Here is a 17,981-nt window from a genome sequence, read left to right on the forward strand (position 1 = left end):
CCGCGCCTCCCCGACTTCGCACCCTCTCCTTTGTAGACTGTTGGGCGGACCGCAAGAGAACTTAAGGACTCCCGATGAACCACCCTGCAGCTGCCAAGACCTACCTCGAACAGCAGGCGGGCTCTCTGCGGGCGGGGGATCACCTTCTGCTGCCGGACGGTGAGCGGTCCGCGGAAATCCACTCCGTGGAGGTGGAAACCGATGATTTCGGCAGCCCCGCGATCGTCCTTGCGACCCTCACCGGCGGCGGCACGCTGCGCATCGCGGCAGGCTCGTCCGTCCGGATCCCTTCCCCGGAGACTGACGGCTTCCCCTCCCCGGAGGCCGCAGACACCGTAGCGCCCAAGACCGCTGCCGTCGTCGAAGATGGCGCAGTCGCAAACAGCGCAGCCGCAGACGGCGCCGGGACGGCGGACGGTGCCACCCAAACAGCGGACGCCCAGGCGGCCGACGCCGGCACTCCCCTTTCGGCTGTGGGGAACGAAGCAGCCGGGGGGCCCGCGCGGACGGCGCCTACCGCCGTCGTCGTACCTCCGCTGCCGTCCACCACCCCGGTGGTGATCGGTCCCGGCGCCGAAGACCTCGCACTGATCCCGGAGCCCGCCGGAACGCCCGAGTCGGTGGTGGAGGCCGTGGCGGAGGCCCATCCGGACTCCGTGGGGGTGCAACTGCTGGCCGACAAGCTGGTCAAGGGCATCAACACCAAGTCGGGCAGCTGCCTGAAGGACCTGAGCGACCTCGCGCATGAGCTGTTCATCATGCTCAAGGATGCCGAGGCGTCGCTGACGGTGGCCGACCTGCTGAATGTGCTGCCCTTCGACGGCAATCCGGGCCGCTGGGCGTCGGTGGAGGCGTCGCTCGCGCTGTCCAGCTACGTGTGCCGGCAGACGGGGCACAAGGACCGCGCCGCCGTATACGAGAAGCTGCTCCGGGCTCCGGAGAACCAGGAGACCGACCCGTTCAAGGCGCGGATGCAGGCCCGGGTCCGCCAGCGCTCACTGAACGAGCCGAACCTGTACGACAAAGAGATTTTCCGCTCCATCGACAACTCCAACCACGAGGCCGAGCGCGAGTGGCGGCAGCTGCGCCTGGAATCGCTGCTGTTCCTGCGCGCCCACGGCGGATCGCAGACCATCAGCGGGTCGGAGCTGGAGCGTCGGATTGCGAACGAGCTGGAATCTGTGCGGGGCTAAGCGGCTCTGCGTTTTTCCCCGGGGACGGCCGGCGCCGTTTTCCACCGGAAATTCCTCTAGCCCGGGTTGCGCCCCAAGTTGTAGATTCAGCCCATGACGAACAATCTCAGCGTTGTGATCAATTCGGACGCGCCACAGGTTTGGACGATGCTGCGTGAACCCTCAAAGGTCGCGCAATGGCATGGCTGGGAAGCCGACGAGCTGGCTGCGGAGATTAATGAGATCTACTTCAGCAAGAACGTGGTTGAAGGGCCGGACCACACCACGCTGACGGTCAACGGCGGCGACATCTTCGCGCTGAAGCCGGTGCCCACCGGGACCGAGGTCAGCGTCACGCGCGCCGCGATGGACCACAACTCCGAATGGGCTGCCTGGGATGAGGACATCACGCAGGGCTGGCTCACGTTCCTGCAACAGCTGAGGTTTGCGCTTGAACGGCACCCGCACGGAAAGCGCCGGACCTGCTATTTTTCCGTCCCGGGCACGGGTGGCTCCGCGATCGAGAAACTCGGGCTGAAGGATATCCCTGCCCCTGGTGAACAGTACTCGCTGACCTTGGGCACCGGCGAGGAGATCTCGGGCAGGGTCTGGTACAAAACCAACCACCAGGCGGGGCTCACCGTGGACAGCTACGCGGAGCACGGCGACGGCCTGCTGGTCGTGGCGGACCAGCCCGTGGTTCCCGAGCACAGGCCCGACGGCGGGTCGATAGTGATCCTGTCGCTGTACGATCTGGGCGCCGGCAGCATGGAAACCATCCGTTCGCTGTGGGACGACTGGCGCTCTGAGAACTACCCCACATCAGAACCCATCCAGTGAAGGATCGCTACTGTTAGCTGGCACACTTGAACCGTGCCAGCCAATCCTGAACCGCCCTCCCCCTCGGCGCCGGCGCCTGCCGCCCGCCAGTCCGAGTTCTCCTTCCGTGTGGCCAAGCGGCTCCCGGAAACATGCAGTCCCACTCCCGAACAGGAGGCCGCCAACGGCGGCGGGTTCCTCGGCCGGACCGGCACCATCACCACCTCGCACGGCGAGATCCAGACGCCAGCCTTCATCGCCGTCGGGACCAAAGCCACGGTGAAGTCCGTTCTCCCCGAGTCCATGGCCGAACTCGGCGCCCAGGCCCTGCTGGCCAACGCCTACCATCTGTACCTGCAGCCCGGCCCGGAGATCCTCGACGAAGCGGGGGGCCTCGGCGCGTTCATGAACTGGCAGGGACCCACCTTCACCGATTCCGGCGGCTTCCAGGTGATGAGCCTCGGCTCGGGGTTCAAAAAGGTCATCGACATGAAATCGGTTGACTCCTCCGGCCCGGATGATGCGGTGGCGCCGGGCAAGGAGCGCCTGGCCCACGTGGATGACGACGGTGTGTGGTTCAAGAGCCACCTCAACGGCGACCGCCACCGCTTCTCGCCCGAGATCTCCATGCAGGTCCAGCACCAGATCGGCGCGGACATCATGTTCGCTTTTGACGAGCTCACCACGCTGCAGAACTCGCGGGGGTACCAGGAGGAGTCGCTCGAGCGCACGCGGCTCTGGGCTTTGCGGTGCCTGGACGAGCACTTCCGGCTCACCTCTTCCCGGGTGGGAAAGCCCTACCAGGCCCTGTTCGGAGTGATCCAGGGCGCCCAGTACGAGGACCTGCGCCGGAAGGCCTGCCGGGACCTTGGCGCCATGGCCTTCGACGGGTACGGGATTGGCGGTGCCCTCGAGAAGGAGAACCTTGGCACCATCGTGCGCTGGTGCAACGAGGAGCTGCCCGAGAACAAGCCGCGGCACCTGCTGGGCATCTCGGAGCCGGACGACATCTTCACGGCCATCGAGAACGGCGCCGACACCTTCGACTGCGTCTCCCCCACGCGCGTGGCCCGGAACTCGGCGTTCTACACGCCCGATGGCCGCTTCAACCTCTCCGGCGCGAAGTACAAGCGGGACTTCGGCCCGCTTCAGGACGGCTGCGACTGCTACGCGTGCCTGAACTATTCGCGGGCCTACATCCACCACCTGTTCAAGGCCAAGGAGATGCTCTCCGCCACGCTCATTTCCATCCACAACGAGCGCTTCGTGGTGAAGCTGGTGGACGACGCCCGGCTAGCCATCGACTCCGGCGACTTCTTCGAGTTCAAGGCCGAAACGCTGGGGCGGTACTACTCCTAGGGTCCCGCGCCGCGCCGCCCGCCCCCACCGTTTCGACGGTTCCCTGCCCACTAGACGTCGCGGAACGTCTTGCGGGCACGGAATCGTCTAAACGGGCTGTTTCCACATAGCGGGGAAAGTCTCTGGGCCTCCGATTCCAGGACGGCCATGGTGGAAACATGAACCAATCTTTAGCCGGGCTGCCCGCAGGCAAGAACCTCTGGCGCACCGAGCAACTCCTGCAGCGCGGGCTGAACTCGCGGGCGATCGCCAAACGGGTTCAGGGCGGAACGCTGGTCCGGGTTCGCCGTGGCTGCTACGCACGCGGCGAATGGTGGACTGACCTGAGCTCCTCTGCCCGCCGCCGGCAGCTGATCTACGCCCACGCCCATGGCACACGCACGACGTCGGCGGGAGGCTTCGTTTACAGCCACACCTCAGGTGCCAGTCTGCAGAGCCTCCACCTGTGGGGAGTCGACGATATGGTCCATCTGACCCAGGCTGGCTGCCCGTCGGGAGTTTCGCACGGGCGCGGCGTGGTGGCCCATACCCGGCGTCTGAGCAGCCGTGAGGTGACCTTTGTGAATAACCTGCCTTGCACCTCGTTGGAGCGGACTGTAGTGGACTGCTGCCTGATGTTTAACGTGCGCCAATCCGTGATTCTGATGGACCACGCCGCGCGTCTGGGGGCTGACCTACACCTGCTGCGGGACTACTGCACCAGGTTGGCGGGCCGTAACGGCGTCATGGCGTTGCGCCGGGCTCTGGAGTTGGTGGACGCCCGCTCCGAATCTGCCGGAGAGAGCCTGACCCGGGAACTCATTCACAGACTTAGGATCCCCGCGCCAGAGCTGCAATACGTGGTGCGGACGCCTTTGGGCGAACATCGGCTGGACTTTGCCTGGCCTGCACAAAGGGTGGCACTGGAGTTCGACGGTAAGACAAAGTACTTCGATTACCGGCCCACAAGCGAGGTCGTATACCAGGAGCGCCGACGAGAAAAAGCGCTCATGGAGCAGGGGTGGATTTTCGTCCGCGTCGAGTGGAAGGACCTGTTCCGGGAACAGGAGTTCAAGTACCGGCTGCTTCGGGTGTTGGATACCCCGCCCCGTTTCGACGGATCCCTGCCGGCTAGACGTTGCTGAACGTCGAACGTGCACGGTTCCGTCGAAATGGCGGCCACCCCGCAGGGACTACGCGTAGCTCGGTTAGCACCATCACCGGCCCCCGAAGTGCCGGACTCACGTGCGCGCAACTCTGGTAATGGACGACGGCGGGCTGCCGCCCCCGGGACCCAAAGGTCACCGCGGTGCCGGCCACCCGCCGTCGTGCGTTACCGCATTCATACGTAACTGAGGCAGTGCGTAACTGGAGGTCAGGCGTTGACGAAGTCGTCGTCGTCATCCTTGCGGACGGCGCCTGCCGCGGCGCCGGACGGAGCCGTACTGGACCAGGCGTGGCCCTGCTCGCGGTCCAGGTGGCTGGTCCTCTTGTTCTTGAGCGCGAAGATGTACACCAGCAGGGACACGCCGATCGCGATGGTGACGTAGGTGAAGAACAGGTCCACCTGGTCCGACTTCTGCAGTGCTGCGCCGATCAGCGGAACCGTGCCGCCGAACAGCGAGTTGGCAATGGCGTAGCCAAGTCCCACGCCGAGGGCACGGATGGAGGCCGGGAAGAGCTCGGCCTTCACGAGGGCGTTGATGGACGTGTAGCCGCCCACGATCAGGAGGCCGCCCATCATCAGCAGGAACGCGGTGAAGGGATCCTTGGTGCCGGCCAGGGAGGAGAGCAGCGGCCAGGTGAAGAGCACGCCGGTGATGCCGAACCAGAGGAGCAGCGGCTTGCGGCCCACCTTGTCGGAAATGATGCCGTAGACGGGCTGGAGCAGCATGAAGATGAACAGCGCCCAGAAGTTGATCACGGACGTGTCCGTCTTCGCGATGCCGGACGTATCGTTCATGAACTTCAGGATGAAGTTGGTGTAGGTGTAGAAGGCCACGGTGCCGCCCAGGGTCACACCGATGCAGGTCAGCAGCGGCTTCCAGTGCCGGGTAAAGAGCAGCCGCAGGGTACCGGGCTGGGCCTCGCCGGACACGGCAGGAGCCTTGGCGGCCCGGACCTGCTCCTCGGAAACGGTCTCCTCCATCGAGCGCCGCAGCCACAGCACCACCAGCGCCGCGACGCCGCCGACGGCGAACGGGATGCGCCAGCCCCACTCCTTCAGCAGGCCGTCGCCCAGGGAGTTCTGGAGGACCACCAGAACCAGAAGGGCCAGCATCTGTCCGCCCACCAGGGTCACGTACTGGAAACTGGAGAAGAACCCGCGGCGCTTGGAGGTGGCGGCCTCTGACATGTAGGTGGCGCTGGTGCCGTATTCGCCGCCCACGGAGAAGCCCTGCAGCACGCGGATGAGAATCAGCAGGACCAGGGCCCAGATCCCGATGACGTCCTGGGTGGGGAGGATGGCGATCGCGAACGAGCCCGCGGACATAAGGGTCACGCTCAGGGTCAGGGCGGCCTTGCGTCCGTTGCGGTCGGCGTAGCGTCCGAAGAACCAGCTGCCGATGGGGCGCATGAGGAACGACGTCGAGAAGACGGCCATCGCCTCGAGGCCGGCCTGCAGCTCGTCCTTGGAACTGAAGAAGTGCGACTGGAAGTACGCCGCGAAGACTGTGTAGACGTAGAGGTCGTACCACTCCACGAGGTTGCCGGCGGAGCCTTTGAGGATGTTGCCGACCGCCCGGCGGGTTTGTGCTGCTTCTGACAGTTGGGTGCTCATCAGTGAACCTTCCTGGATTCGGCGCGGCAAGTAAGCAACGCCGCCCGCCACCTTAGTGCCTGCGACCGGGGCCACCGCCCGTTTTGGTCATACTGTTCATGGGCACATCTGTTCATGGGCACAATGCGGGCGTCTCCCGGCCGGTGGCAGGATGGGGGCATGACTTCCACCGCGTTTGACTCGTCTGCCCTGGCGTCCGGCGCCGCTTCCGGCACCACCGCCGCTCCCGCCGTCGTCCTGACCATCGCCGGTTCGGAGGCGACCGGCGGCGCCGGGGCCCAGGCCGACCTGAAAACGTTCCAGGAACTGGGGGTTTTCGGCATCGCCAACCTGACCTGCATCGTCTCGTTCGACCCGAAGGACAGCTGGAACCACCGGTTTGTCCCGGTGGACCAGCAGGTCATCGCGGACCAGTTGGAGGCGACGACGGCGGCGTACGGTGCCGCTTCCGGCGCACCTTCTGTGCTGGACACCGTGAAGATCGGCATGCTGGGCAGTCCGACCACCATTTCGACGGTTGCGTCCGCGCTGGACTCGGGATCATTCAGCAACGTTGTCCTGGACCCGGTCCTCATCTGCAAGGGCCAGGAGCCGGGCCACGCGCTGGACACGGACAAGGCACTCAAGTCGCAGATCCTGCCGCTGGCCACGTTCGTCACGCCCAACCACTTTGAGGCCGAGTCCCTGTCCGGGCTGGAGATCACCGACGTCGAATCCCTCAAGGCTGCGGCTGTCCGCATCCACGAGCTGAGCGGAGCCGCGGTCCTGGCCAAGGGCGGCGTGCGGCTGTCCGGGCCCGATGCCGTCGACGTCTTCTACGACGGCGAAACCCTTGAGGTCCTGAGCGCGCCGAAGGTCGGCGAGGTGGCCGTCTCCGGAGCCGGTTGCTCGCTCGCCGCGGCCGTGACGGCCGAGCTGGCCAAGGGTGCCTCGCCGCTGGAGGCTGCGCGGACTGCGAAGGACTTCGTGACCGCGGGCATCCGCAACCGGGTGGCCTCCGGCGCGCCGTTCGATGCCCTCTGGCAGGGCGGCCCGCGCTAAGCCGGTAGGAAACCCTTCCTCACCTTCCGCACCAAAAACCGGAACCCTTCCTCAACGCGTGAGGAAGGGTTCCGGTTCTTGTTGCAGGACCTGAGGAAGGGTGGGGGTCAGGAGCGGGGGTCGGCCACTGTTCCCATGAAGAGCGGCAGGCCGGTGTCAACGTGCACCACCTGGTAGTGGAACGGCCGGTCGAAATTGATGGCGTGGGCAGGCATCGGCGCGCCCGAAACCGCCCCGTTGAATTGTGTGGCGGCTGCCGCCACGGTTCCCTTTTCGGCCACCGTGATGTTTGCGGCCTGGGCAAGCTGGGTCAGTTGGAGTCCCGGTTGTATGGCGTTGAAGTCCTGGCTGGTGATCAGCATCTTGTCCAGTCCCAATGAGGCCAGGACCTCGCGGAGGTCGAAGCGGCTTTTGTGGTCCCAGCGCGGCAGCTGGATCTGCACCGTCTGGTGGGGCGCGGCATCCAGCGCATCGGCAATTTCCCCGAGCTGTGAAGCCCCGAATATGGCGTCACTTCCGGCGTCCGGCAGGACCAGACGCATCACGAAGCCCTCAGCATACGGGAGGTCCACGCCCCGCCAGCCGGCCCCTTCCGCGTATGGCATCAAGAGCACGTTGTTCATGGCGGGCACCATGACCTGCTCGCCGCCGGCCTTGGTGAACACGGTGTTCGACGTGTCGACGGGGTCGAACGGCTCCCGCCAGGCCGCCGCGAAATACACGGAATTGAGCAGGCTGAACGTGTTCCGGGGGTCGTAGTCCGCCGGCGCCTGCTTGATCCGGCCACCCGTGTTCCGGTCCACCCACGCGTCAATGGCAGGCTTCGTGGCCGCGGCGTTCGCGAAGTCCACGGGATACACACCCGTTCCGTAGTGCCTGGCCAGCGTGCTGAGAAACGCCTCGCCGGTGGGGACGCCGTCGTCCACGAACAATCCGTTGGCCGTGTGCAGAACGGGATGCCTGGGCGGCTTGTCCTCGTCCACGGCACCTGGGTCTCCGTCGAACTTCGCCAGGGACGCGAGCAGCGCATTCATGGCCTCATCCCGCCCGTTTTCCGGAAGACCCATCACGGCATCCATCTCGGCAGCAGTTTCCCCCGTTGCGCCGGCCCGAAGCATCGCCAGGGCAACCAGCACGCTTCCGGGCGAGGACACCACGTTCCCACCTGAACCGTTACCGCCGTCGGCCAGCAGCGCCTCACCCAGGCCAAAAGCGGACTCCCGGAAAGCACGGAATTCAGACGCGTAAGCCATTCCGTCCACCGAAACGCGCTCCACGCCGTCGGCCTTCAACATTTCCGGCACCGGCGCCGAACATGCCGTGGCAAGCGCCACAGCGGCCGAGGCCGCCACCATTTTGGCCATGCGAATCCTGTTCATTGCAGTCCTCGGTTCGTCCGGAGAACACCGTATGTCCACAGTCAAGCACCGGGCGCTGACAGTATCGATGCCTGCACGGTCACGGCTTGTTGACGTTTTGGTCTCACATTTCCGATGCTCTCTCACATTCCGCAACGTTTTCGGCAACGCTCCCTCACCCAGAGCGGCGTATTCTCGAGGCATCCCGATGGATCGTGGAGGAGCGCGGCGTGGCCCAGCATTTCGACAGCGTTGACGAGTACATCGGGCAGTTTCCCGCCGAAGTGCAGGATGTCCTACAGGAGATCCGGCGCAGATGCCGCGGGGCAGTGCCGGGTTCCGGCGAAATGATCAGTTACGGCATCCCCACTGTCACGCTCGGCGGCAAGTATGTGGTGTACTTCGCGGGCTGGGCGCACCATATTTCGGTGTACCCCGTGCCGTCCGGCGACGAGGCCTACCGTGCGGACATTGCGCCCTTCCGCGCGGCCAAGGGCACGCTCAAGTTCCCCCTCGGCAAGCCGATCCCCTACGCCCTCATCGAACGGACGGCGGCGCTTCTCGCCGCTGAGCGCCGGGGGCAGTAACCGCCGTTGGTACCTGCCGCCGTCGAACGCGTACGACGACGGAAAGAGACGATGGCGGGAGGGCCCGACGGCCGTCGTGGGCACCTTCCGCCGGGGCACCTGCCGGTGAACGGCCGCTAACGCCGCGGAATGTTCCGGAGGTTGCTGCGCGCCATGCTGACTGCCTCGCCGGCGCCACGGTTCAGGACCACCTTCGACATGGCGGTGGCGAACCCGAGGACCTGAGAGCCTGTGATTTTCGGCGGTATCGACAGGGCCTTCGGATCGGTGATGAGCTCCACCAGCGACGGCCCCGGATGGACGAAGGCCTCGCGGTATGCCACTTCGATCCGTGCCGGATCCGTGACCCGGACGGCGTGGAAGCCGAGGGCCCTCGCAACGTCCGCATAATTGGCGTCCGGCACGTCGACGCCAAAATCGGGGAGCCCGTCCACCAGCATTTCCAGCTTGACCATGCCCAGGGTGGAGTTGTTGAAGACCACCACGTTGACCGGCAGCCGGTGTGCGGCAACGGTGATGAGCTCGCCGAGCAGCATGGACAGCCCGCCGTCGCCCGACACCGAAATGACCTGGCGTCCGGGGTACGCCAGTTGCGCGCCGATCGCGTGTGGCAGCGCGTTGGCCATGGAGCCGTGCAGGTACGATCCGATCAGCCGGCGGGTGCCCAGCGGGTTGATGTAGCGGGCGGTCCACACGTTGCACATGCCGGTGTCTGCAGTGAATACGGCGTCCTCGGCCGCCACCTGGTCCAGAAGGGACGCGGCGTATTCCGGGTGGATCGGCTGTTTCTTTTCCACCTTGCGGGTGTAGGCGCCCACGGCCTTGTTCATGAGCCGGTCGTGCTTCTTGAGCATCTGGTTCAGGAAGCGGCGGCTCTTCTTCGGGGCGACCAGCGGTTTCAGCGCGGCAAGCGTGGGCAGCACGTCGCCGTGGACGGCTATGTCGACGTCGGTCCGCCGGCCCAGCTTGTGGGCGGCGCGGTCCACCTGGGCGGTGCGGGTGCCGGGGAGGAACTGGTCATAGGGGAAATCGGTGCCGAGCAGGAGCAGCAGGTCCGCGTCCTCGATCCCCTCGGCCGCGGCGCCGTAGCCGAGCAGTCCTGTCATGCCGATGTCGTACGGGTTGTCGTACTGCATGAAGTCCTTGCCCCGCAGCGAATGGCCGATCGGGGCGCCGATGACGTCTGCGAGGGCCACCACCTCATCGTGGGCTCCCTGCGTTCCGGCCCCGGCGAAGATGGCCACCTTGCCGGCCGCGTTGATGGCATCGGCGAGCTCCCGGACGCTTTCCGGTGCCGGTGTGAGCGTGGCCGGGCGGAACTTTGCGGGCAGCGGCGTTTCGCCTGTCGCCTCCAGACCGGCAATGTCGCCGGGCAGGGTGACGACGGCGACCCCGCCCAGAGCGACGGCGTGCTGGATGGCGCTGTGCACCACGCGCGGCGCCTGTTCCGCCGTGCTGATGAGCTCCGAATAGACAGAGCACTCATTGAAGATCCGGTCCGGGTGGGTTTCCTGGAAGAAGCTGCGGCCGATCTGCTTGCTCGGGATGTGCGAGGCGATGGCCAGGACGGGCGCGCCGGAACGGTTGGCGTCGTAGAGTCCGTTGATCAGGTGCAGGTTGCCGGGGCCGCAGGAGCCGGCGCACACGGCAAGCTTTCCGGTCAGCTGGGCTTCGGCGGCGGCGGCGAAGGCAGCGGCTTCCTCGTGCCGGACATGGATCCAGTCGATCCCGCCTTGCTCCGAGCCGCCGGTCTGCCGGACGGCGTCGACGATCGGGTTGAGGCTGTCCCCGACGATTCCGTAGATCCGTTGGACGCCGGCAGCCTGGAGCTGTTCGATGAGCTGGGTGGCAAGTTCCTTGGCCATGGGTGCACGCTCCCGCAATCAAATTGGTGGCTGACAAGGGCCAATATAGTCCGGTCACCTTGGGGCGGGGTTCAGGGTTGGCGGCTGTGGGGCGATCCGAGGTGGACCGAGGCCGGCCGTTTTCCACATACGGATGCGACCCCATGGAGTCGCAGTGTCCCAGCTCGTAGCGTTGATGGAAAGGTAATCCACCTGTCTTGATATCCACAGTGAGGATCGATTTTGGCCAATAAATCACGCCGTCGCCCGCTGAGAAAACGGAACTCCCGCGGCACGCACGCAGCAGGGAGACGCGCCCCCAGGCCAGTTTCTTGTGCGTGGCACCAGCGCGATCAGGAAATGGGTTCCCTGCTCGCATTCATGGCTTGGCACAAGGAGCACGGGACAACTTCAGACCCCGTTCCGGTCCTGGCGGACATGATGGCGTTCTTTCCGGTTTACGCCGACATTTCTGGCGGCGCCGCACTAACCGCAATGGACCCCGCACTCATCGCTCAAAAGCTGGATTCGCTCGAAGAGCGTGATCCCGAATTTTCAGCCTCTTTCAGTAGCTCACTACACGAGTACGTGCATTTTCTAGGGCAAACCGGCCGCTGGTCCGGCACTCTGGAAAGCCTTGGGGTTTTGCACGGTGTCCTCTATCACGGGATGTTCAACGAAAAATTTTCCTCCGCTGGGTGGCCTCGCACGCGAGCCGACGGTGGTCAGCACGGCTCCCGCAAGAGCGCGTGAGCTACGGGCACCTGCCGATCTGTGAGCGTCCAGGGAAAGCCTGCAAGATCTGCAGGCGCGTCCGGGTCAGCTGCCCGAGTGCGCCTGAAGGAACGTGTACACCTCGGTCTCGTCCACGCCCGGGAAGGCGCCTGGGGGCATGGCCGCGAGCAGGTGGGAGTGGGCGCGGGCCGAGGGCCAGGCATTGCCCGCCCACTCGGATGTCAGCGCGGCCGGCGGGCGCTTGCAGCAGTTGGGATCCGGGCAGTTGGACGTTGCCCGGGCCGTCGTCTCGCGTCCACGGAACCACTTCACGTGCTGGTACGGAACCCCGATGCTCAGCGAGAACTGCCCGCTGGCCGACCGGTCCGTGCGTGCCGTGCACCAGTACGTGCCGGACGGAGTGTCGGTGTACTGGCTGTAGGCGCTGAACTTGTCCGGCACATCGAACACGGCGCGGGACGTCCAGGCCTTGCAGGACGGCTGCCCCTCGATGGCGCCAGTGTGGTCCTGCGGGAAGTTCACGCCGTCGTTCTCATAAGCCTTATAGATAAGGCCGCTCTGGTGGGTCTTCTGGAAGTGGGTGGTGATGCCCAGGTGCCTGGTGGCCAGGTTGGTAAAGCGGTGGGCGGCCGTTTCGTAGGACACGGCGAAGGCGTCGCGGATATCCTCCACCGCGATCTCCTTCGCTGCCTTGGCTTTTTGCAGAAATTCCACGGTGGCCTGCTCCGGCAGCAGGAGCGCCGCCGCAAAATAGTTCGTGGCCACCCGCTGGGCCAGGAAATCGCCGTAGTTGCGGGGCGTTTCATGCCCCAGGACGTAGTGGCCCAGTGCCTGCAGCAGCACGGAGCGGGGGTCGTGGTCCTGCCGCTCGCTCTGCGTCAGATAAATTTTGCGGTTCTTCAAATCGGTCACCGAACGCGTGGAATGCGGCAGGTCGCCCACGTGGTGGAGGGTGAATCCGAGGTGCTCTGCGATGTCTGCGATCACGTGCTGGCTCAACGGCCCGGCGGTGTAACCCACCTCCTTGAGAACCTTCTGCGCCTCGGCCTCGTACTCCGGAAAATAGTTGCCGCGTTCACGCATCATGGCCCGCAGTTCACCGTTCGCGCGGCGGGCTTCCTCCGGCGTTGCCACCTGCTCGTTCATCTTCCGTTCGAGCTCCTGCAGCAGCCCCACCTGGGCCTCCAGCACATCTATCGGCAACCGCGAGCTGATGCGGATTTTGGGCAGGTTCAGTGACTCATAGAGTGGTCCGCGCTGGTAGCGTTCGAGCTCGATTTCCAGGCCCGCCCGGCGGCTGGGCGGCCCGGCCCCCAGCAGCTGGTCAAGGCCGACGCCGAGCGCCCCGGCAAGGTGCTGCAGCAGCCCGAGTTTTGGTTCCCGCTTGCCGTTCTCAATGAGGCTCAGCTGGCTCGGTGCGGTCCCGACGGCGGCGCTCAGGTCATCGAGCGTCAGGCCGGCCTGCTTGCGCAGGTGGCGCACCCGGCGGCCCAGCGCAATCACGTCCAGTTCCGCCGACGGCGAGGACGACGGCGGCTGCGAAACTTCCCTGTTCCAGCTTGAAGGCGACATTTCTGAAGAATACGTGAAGAAATGCATTTCTTTCCAGCTTTTTCCTCTAGAAAGCGCTTTGGAAGTGCAGAAAAGTAGGTGTCACGAAGGAAAACCCCTCCGGAAACTGGCCGGACCTGCAAAGGCGCAGGAACGGCCGGCCCGGAACCAGAACCCCCGGAATGGCCCGGGAGCTAACAAGGAGACAATGATGACTGCAGCATTTGAGCCCACCCAGCAGCCGTCCGGCCAGGACACAACAGCACAGGCCGCCGCACTGGAGCTCGAGTGGGCTGCCAACCCGCGCTGGGAAGGCGTCACTCGGGACTACTCAGCCGCCGACGTCGTCCGCCTCCGCGGCCGTGTCTCCGAAGAGCACACCTTGGCCAAGCGCGGCTCCGAGAAGCTGTGGAAGCAGCTCACCGAGGAGCACAAGACCGGCAAGTACACCAACGCCCTGGGCGCCCTGACCGGGAACCAGGCCGTGCAGCAGGTCAAGGCCGGCCTGCGCGCCATCTACCTTTCCGGCTGGCAGGTAGCCGCGGACGCCAACAACTCCGGCCACACCTACCCGGACCAGTCGCTGTACCCGGCCAACTCGGTTCCCACCGTGGTCCGCCGCATCAACAACGCACTGCTCCGCGCCGACCAGATCGAGTTCTCCGAAGGCATCCAGACCGTCGAGGACTGGCTGGTCCCGATCGTCGCCGATGCCGAGGCCGGCTTCGGCGGACCCCTAAACGCGTACGAGCTCATGAAGTCCATGATCCAGGCCGGCGCCTCAGGTGTTCACTGGGAGGACCAGCTCGCCTCCGAGAAGAAATGCGGCCACCTCGGCGGCAAGGTCCTGATCCCCACCCAGCAGCATGTCCGGACCCTGAACGCGGCCCGCCTGGCCGCCGACGTCGCCGGCGCCCCGTCCGTCGTCATCGCCCGCACCGACGCCGAGGCAGCAACCCTGATCACCTCCGACGTCGACGAACGCGACCAGGAATTCATCCTCCGCGAAGGCGGACAGCCGGTCCGCACCCCGGAAGGCTTCTACAAGGTCCGCAACGGCATCGAACCCTGCATCGCCCGGGCCAAGGCCTACGCCCCGTATTCCGACCTGATCTGGATGGAAACGGGCACCCCGGACCTGGAACTGGCACGCAAGTTCGCCGAAGCCGTCAAGGCCGAGTTCCCGGACCAGATGCTCTCCTACAACTGCTCGCCGTCGTTCAACTGGCGCAAGCACCTCGACGACGCCACCATCGCCAAGTTCCAGCGCGAACTCGGCGCCATGGGCTTCACGTTCCAGTTCATCACCCTGGCCGGCTTCCACGCCCTGAACTACTCGATGTTCGACCTCGCCCACGGCTACGCCCGTGAAGGCATGAGCGCGTACGTCGAACTCCAGGAAAAGGAATTCGCCTCCGAGTCCCGCGGCTACACCGCAACCAAGCACCAGCGCGAAGTCGGCACCGGCTACTTCGACGACATCGCAACTGCGCTCAACCCGAACGCATCCACATTGGCTCTCGTGGGATCCACAGAAGAAGGCCAGTTCCACTAATACTTTCCCAACTAGATCGCAGTAGATGTCGTTTTGAGCCCTCAAAACGACATCTACTGCCAGTCAGTTGGGGCTTCCAAGGAGATCTGACATGAACAGCTTCACTGACAACTTCACTATCAACGGGATCACGTTGACCGCTCAGCCCATCTGCCGGCAGGGCGAGGTGCTTACTCCGGATGCACTCGCCTTCGTTGCAAAGCTGCACAAGGCAACCGCCGGGCGGCGCGAGGAACTGCTGCGGGCCCGGCGGGCGCGGCGGGAGGACATCGCCAGGGGCCAGGATCCGCGCTTCCTGCGGGAGACCGAGTCCGTGCGCAACGACCCGCACTGGCGCGTCGCTCCCCCGGCACCGGGCCTGGAGGACCGCCGGGTCGAGATCACCGGGCCGGTGGATAAGAAGATGACCATCAACGCCCTGAACTCCGGCGCCAAGGTGTGGCTCGCGGACATGGAGGACTCCTCCACGCCGTCGTGGCGCAACGTCATCCAGGGCCAGCTGAACCTCACGGACGCGCTGGAGCGCCGGATCGACTTCACTTCCCCGGAGGGCAAGGCCTACAAGCTCCGCCCGGCAGAGGAGCTGCCCACCATCGTGGTGCGGCCCCGTGGCTGGCACCTGCCGGAGAAGCACATGCTGATCAACGGCGAACCAATCGCCGGCGGCATCGTGGACTTCGGCCTGTACTTCTTCCACAACGCCCGCCGCCTCCTGGCGCAGGGCAAGGGCCCGTACTTCTACCTGCCCAAGATCGAGAACCACCTCGAAGCCCGCCTCTGGAACGACATCTTCATCCTGGCCCAGGACCTGCTCGGCATCTCGCAGGGCACCATCCGCGCCACGGTTCTGATCGAAACCATCACGGCCTCGTTCGAGATGGAGGAGATCCTGTTTGAGCTGCGGGACCACGCCGCCGGCCTGAACGCCGGCCGCTGGGACTACATCTTCTCCCTCATCAAGAACTTCCGCACCCGCGGCCCGCGTTTCGTCCTGCCGGACCGCGGCCAGGTGACCATGACCGCTCCGTTCATGCGGGCCTACACCGAACAGCTGGTGCGCGCCTGCCACAAGCGCGGCGCCATGGCCATCGGCGGCATGGCCGCCGCCGTTCCCAACCGCAAGGACGAGGCCGCCAACGCCAACGCCTTCGAAAAGGTCCGCGCGGACAAGACCCGCGAGGCAGCCGACGGCTTCGACGGCTCCTGGGTGGCACACCCGGACCTGGTCCCCGTGTGCCGCGAGGTGTTCGACGGCGTCCTCGGTGACCGTCCCAACCAGCTGGACCGACTGCGGGAAGACGTTACCCCGGACGACCGCGCACTCATCAACGTGGCTGCCACGCAGGGAACAATCACCGAGCAGGGCATCCGGAACAACATCGAGGTGGGCATCCGCTACATCGAGTCCTGGCTGCGCGGCAACGGCGCAGTCGCCATCCACAACCTGATGGAGGACGCCGCCACCGCGGAAATCTCCCGCTCACAGTTGTGGCAGTGGATCTACTCCCGCGCCATCACGGACCACGGCGAAATCATCAGCCGGGAATGGGTGGAGGAGATGCTGGACGAGGAGTTCGCCCGGCTGGAGCGCTTCGACGGCGACCGCTTTGCCGATGCGCGTGACATCTTCGAGGAGGTCACGCTGAGCGACAAGTTCCCCAGCTTCCTCACGGTTCCCGCCTACGCCCGGTACCTGCACGAAGCCCGCGAGGGCATCGACGCCACGGCCGAGGCCATCGAGGACGAGCTCGTCGCGGCCTAGGCGCCGCAGCCAGAGCCAGCACAAATTTCCGTCCGCCGGGCTGTCACGCCTTCGCAACAGCACCCCCGAAATCCGGGGAGGCAGCCCGGCAGCGGAAGCCACCTTCTATAAAGCGCGAACTGGCAGATAACGACCCGAAAACCCAGGTTTGAGGGCGTTAGCTGCCAGTTCGCGCTTGGGGTTTAGGGGATGTACGACGGCGGGACCGCGCCTAGCGCTGGCGGGGCACCTTCCGCACGGAGAGAGTCGTTGAGATGGAGAACGCCAGCACCGAGCCGAGGATCACCAGGAGGGGGACGGACCAGGTGCCCGAGGCGCTGTGGACGTAGCCCACCACGGTCGGAGCCAACGCCGCGACGCCGTAGCCCACGCCCTGGACGATCGCCGACATCCGGCCCGCGGAGGCCTGGTCCCGGGCGAGCTTGATGATGGCGATGAAGATGAGCGTGATGCCGCCGCCCTGCGCCACTCCCCCGAGCGAAGACCACAGCCACCACAGCTGGGGAACGAACAGCAGCCCCAGCGGAACGGTCAGCCACAGGGCACCCAGGGTGACCGCCACCGCCGTCGTACTCATGAAACGGGCCACAAGCGGCACCCCCAGGCCACCGGCGATGGCCATGATCTGGAACAGGGAGGAGCCCGCCCCTGCGGCTGCCGGCGTCATGCCGAGCTCATCGGAAAGCAAGGTGGGCAGCCAGGCGGTCACGCCGTAATAGGAAATGGCCTGGCCAGCGAAACCGACCGTCAGCCCCACAGTGATCCAGCGCGACGCCGGGCGGCCCGCTGCCGGCGGGCCGCCCGCACCGTCTTCGGCCGCGGGAAGGAAGGCCCGGCGGCCGGACGCGAAAACCCAGAAGCCGACGGCTGCGATGGCGAAGGCGGCAGAGGCCGCAATGGCAGCCCGCCAGCCGGCCAGCCCGGCCAGCGGCGCCGTGACCACGGACGTAACGAACGAGCCGACGTTCAGGGCAGCAGTGTAGATGCCCATGGCCGTTCCCTGGCGCCGCGGCGAGAAGTCCCGGCGGATGATCAGCGGCACCGCGATGTTGCCCACCGTGATGGCCAGGCCCAGGATGACCGTCCCCGCCATCACCATCGCCCCGCCCCCGGCCGAACGGACCGCCACGCCGGCCAGGACGCCCGCGAGCGTGAGGGTGATGGCCAGTTCCGCGCCGAGCCGGCGCCCGGCAAGCGAGGCAAGGGGCGCCGCGAGCGAGAAGCAAAGCACCGGAATCCCGGTCAGCAGGCCCAGCTCAACGGGCGAGAACCCCAGTTCCTGCTGCATAGGGCCCAGTACCGGTGCCACCGCCACAAAGGGCCCCCGCATGTTCAGCGCAATGAGGCCGATGCACGCGAGCAGGATCCAGCTGCGGGGAACCCTCGTTCCAATCGTGTCCCTCATAGGGCGCGGACTTCAGGCTGCTGGAAGCGGGC

The 17,981-nt window shown here is 65.8% G+C and carries 14 protein-coding genes; 9 read left to right on the plus strand and 5 right to left on the minus strand.

The genetic code is table 11. The features are described from left to right. Window positions 1–74 precede the first annotated feature (74 nt). From ACFRAU_RS09965 to ACFRAU_RS09980, 4 genes are all read left to right on the plus strand, one after another. Window positions 75–1,193 (plus strand): DUF6707 family protein, encoded by a 1,119-nt coding sequence (locus tag ACFRAU_RS09965; protein WP_377994492.1) that lies wholly within the window; start codon window positions 75–77, stop codon window positions 1,191–1,193. Between the two features lie 93 nt (window positions 1,194–1,286). Continuing rightward, window positions 1,287–2,012: an SRPBCC domain-containing protein gene (locus tag ACFRAU_RS09970; RefSeq protein ID WP_377994490.1), complete on the plus strand. Its 726-nt coding sequence runs from the start codon at window positions 1,287–1,289 to the stop codon at window positions 2,010–2,012. A gap of 33 nt (window positions 2,013–2,045) precedes the next feature. After that, entirely contained in the window at window positions 2,046–3,350 is a 1,305-nt protein-coding gene (gene tgt, locus ACFRAU_RS09975; RefSeq protein ID WP_377999785.1) for a tRNA guanosine(34) transglycosylase Tgt, read from the plus strand. Window positions 3,351–3,508: 158 nt separating this feature from the next. Further along, complete coding sequence (locus ACFRAU_RS09980) at window positions 3,509–4,474, plus strand: hypothetical protein (protein WP_377999786.1); 966 nt, start codon at window positions 3,509–3,511, stop codon at window positions 4,472–4,474. A gap of 230 nt (window positions 4,475–4,704) precedes the next feature. Here the strand turns inward: ACFRAU_RS09980 and ACFRAU_RS09985 are convergent, their stop codons facing one another. Next, on the minus strand, window positions 4,705–6,111 hold the full coding sequence (locus tag ACFRAU_RS09985) for an MFS transporter (RefSeq protein ID WP_377999787.1): 1,407 nt from the start codon (window positions 6,109–6,111) through the stop codon (window positions 4,705–4,707). A 159-nt stretch (window positions 6,112–6,270) separates the two neighbouring features. Between ACFRAU_RS09985 and ACFRAU_RS09990 the strand changes: the two genes are divergently transcribed. After that, the gene (locus tag ACFRAU_RS09990; protein ID WP_377999788.1) at window positions 6,271–7,152 is read left to right on the plus strand and encodes a hydroxymethylpyrimidine/phosphomethylpyrimidine kinase; all 882 of its coding nucleotides are present in this window, start codon (window positions 6,271–6,273) and stop codon (window positions 7,150–7,152) included. 107 nt (window positions 7,153–7,259) lie between these two features. On the opposite strand, the gene ACFRAU_RS09995 is transcribed toward ACFRAU_RS09990, so the two are convergent. Further along, on the minus strand, window positions 7,260–8,516 hold the full coding sequence (locus ACFRAU_RS09995) for a serpin family protein (RefSeq protein WP_377999789.1): 1,257 nt from the start codon (window positions 8,514–8,516) through the stop codon (window positions 7,260–7,262). 224 nt (window positions 8,517–8,740) lie between these two features. Here ACFRAU_RS09995 and ACFRAU_RS10000 point away from each other — a divergent pair, with 224 nt between their 5' ends. Further along, window positions 8,741–9,097, plus strand: coding sequence for an iron chaperone (locus tag ACFRAU_RS10000; protein WP_377999790.1), 357 nt, complete (start codon window positions 8,741–8,743; stop codon window positions 9,095–9,097). Window positions 9,098–9,213: 116 nt separating this feature from the next. Here ACFRAU_RS10000 and ACFRAU_RS10005 read toward each other — a convergent pair whose 3' ends face one another. Next, window positions 9,214–10,962 (minus strand): pyruvate dehydrogenase, encoded by a 1,749-nt coding sequence (locus ACFRAU_RS10005; RefSeq protein WP_377999791.1) that lies wholly within the window; start codon window positions 10,960–10,962, stop codon window positions 9,214–9,216. 339 nt (window positions 10,963–11,301) lie between these two features. On the opposite strand from ACFRAU_RS10005, the gene ACFRAU_RS10010 reads away from it, so the two are divergent. Next, entirely contained in the window at window positions 11,302–11,694 is a 393-nt protein-coding gene (locus ACFRAU_RS10010; RefSeq protein WP_377999792.1) for a hypothetical protein, read from the plus strand. Window positions 11,695–11,760: 66 nt separating this feature from the next. On the opposite strand, the gene ACFRAU_RS10015 is transcribed toward ACFRAU_RS10010, so the two are convergent. After that, complete coding sequence (locus tag ACFRAU_RS10015) at window positions 11,761–13,275, minus strand: helix-turn-helix domain-containing protein (RefSeq protein WP_377999793.1); 1,515 nt, start codon at window positions 13,273–13,275, stop codon at window positions 11,761–11,763. A gap of 163 nt (window positions 13,276–13,438) precedes the next feature. Here ACFRAU_RS10015 and aceA point away from each other — a divergent pair, with 163 nt between their 5' ends. After that, window positions 13,439–14,782, plus strand: a complete 1,344-nt coding sequence (aceA, locus tag ACFRAU_RS10020; protein WP_377999794.1) for an isocitrate lyase — start codon at window positions 13,439–13,441, stop codon at window positions 14,780–14,782. A gap of 91 nt (window positions 14,783–14,873) precedes the next feature. After that, window positions 14,874–16,544, plus strand: a complete 1,671-nt coding sequence (aceB, locus tag ACFRAU_RS10025) for a malate synthase A (protein WP_377999795.1) — start codon at window positions 14,874–14,876, stop codon at window positions 16,542–16,544. A gap of 211 nt (window positions 16,545–16,755) precedes the next feature. On the opposite strand, the gene ACFRAU_RS10030 is transcribed toward aceB, so the two are convergent. Next, window positions 16,756–17,949 (minus strand): CynX/NimT family MFS transporter, encoded by a 1,194-nt coding sequence (locus ACFRAU_RS10030; RefSeq protein ID WP_377999796.1) that lies wholly within the window; start codon window positions 17,947–17,949, stop codon window positions 16,756–16,758. Between the last annotated feature and the right edge of the window lie 32 nt (window positions 17,950–17,981).

It is taken from the genome of Arthrobacter sp. NPDC056691 (assembly GCF_042791415.1).
Taxonomy (GTDB): domain Bacteria; phylum Actinomycetota; class Actinomycetes; order Actinomycetales; family Micrococcaceae; genus Arthrobacter.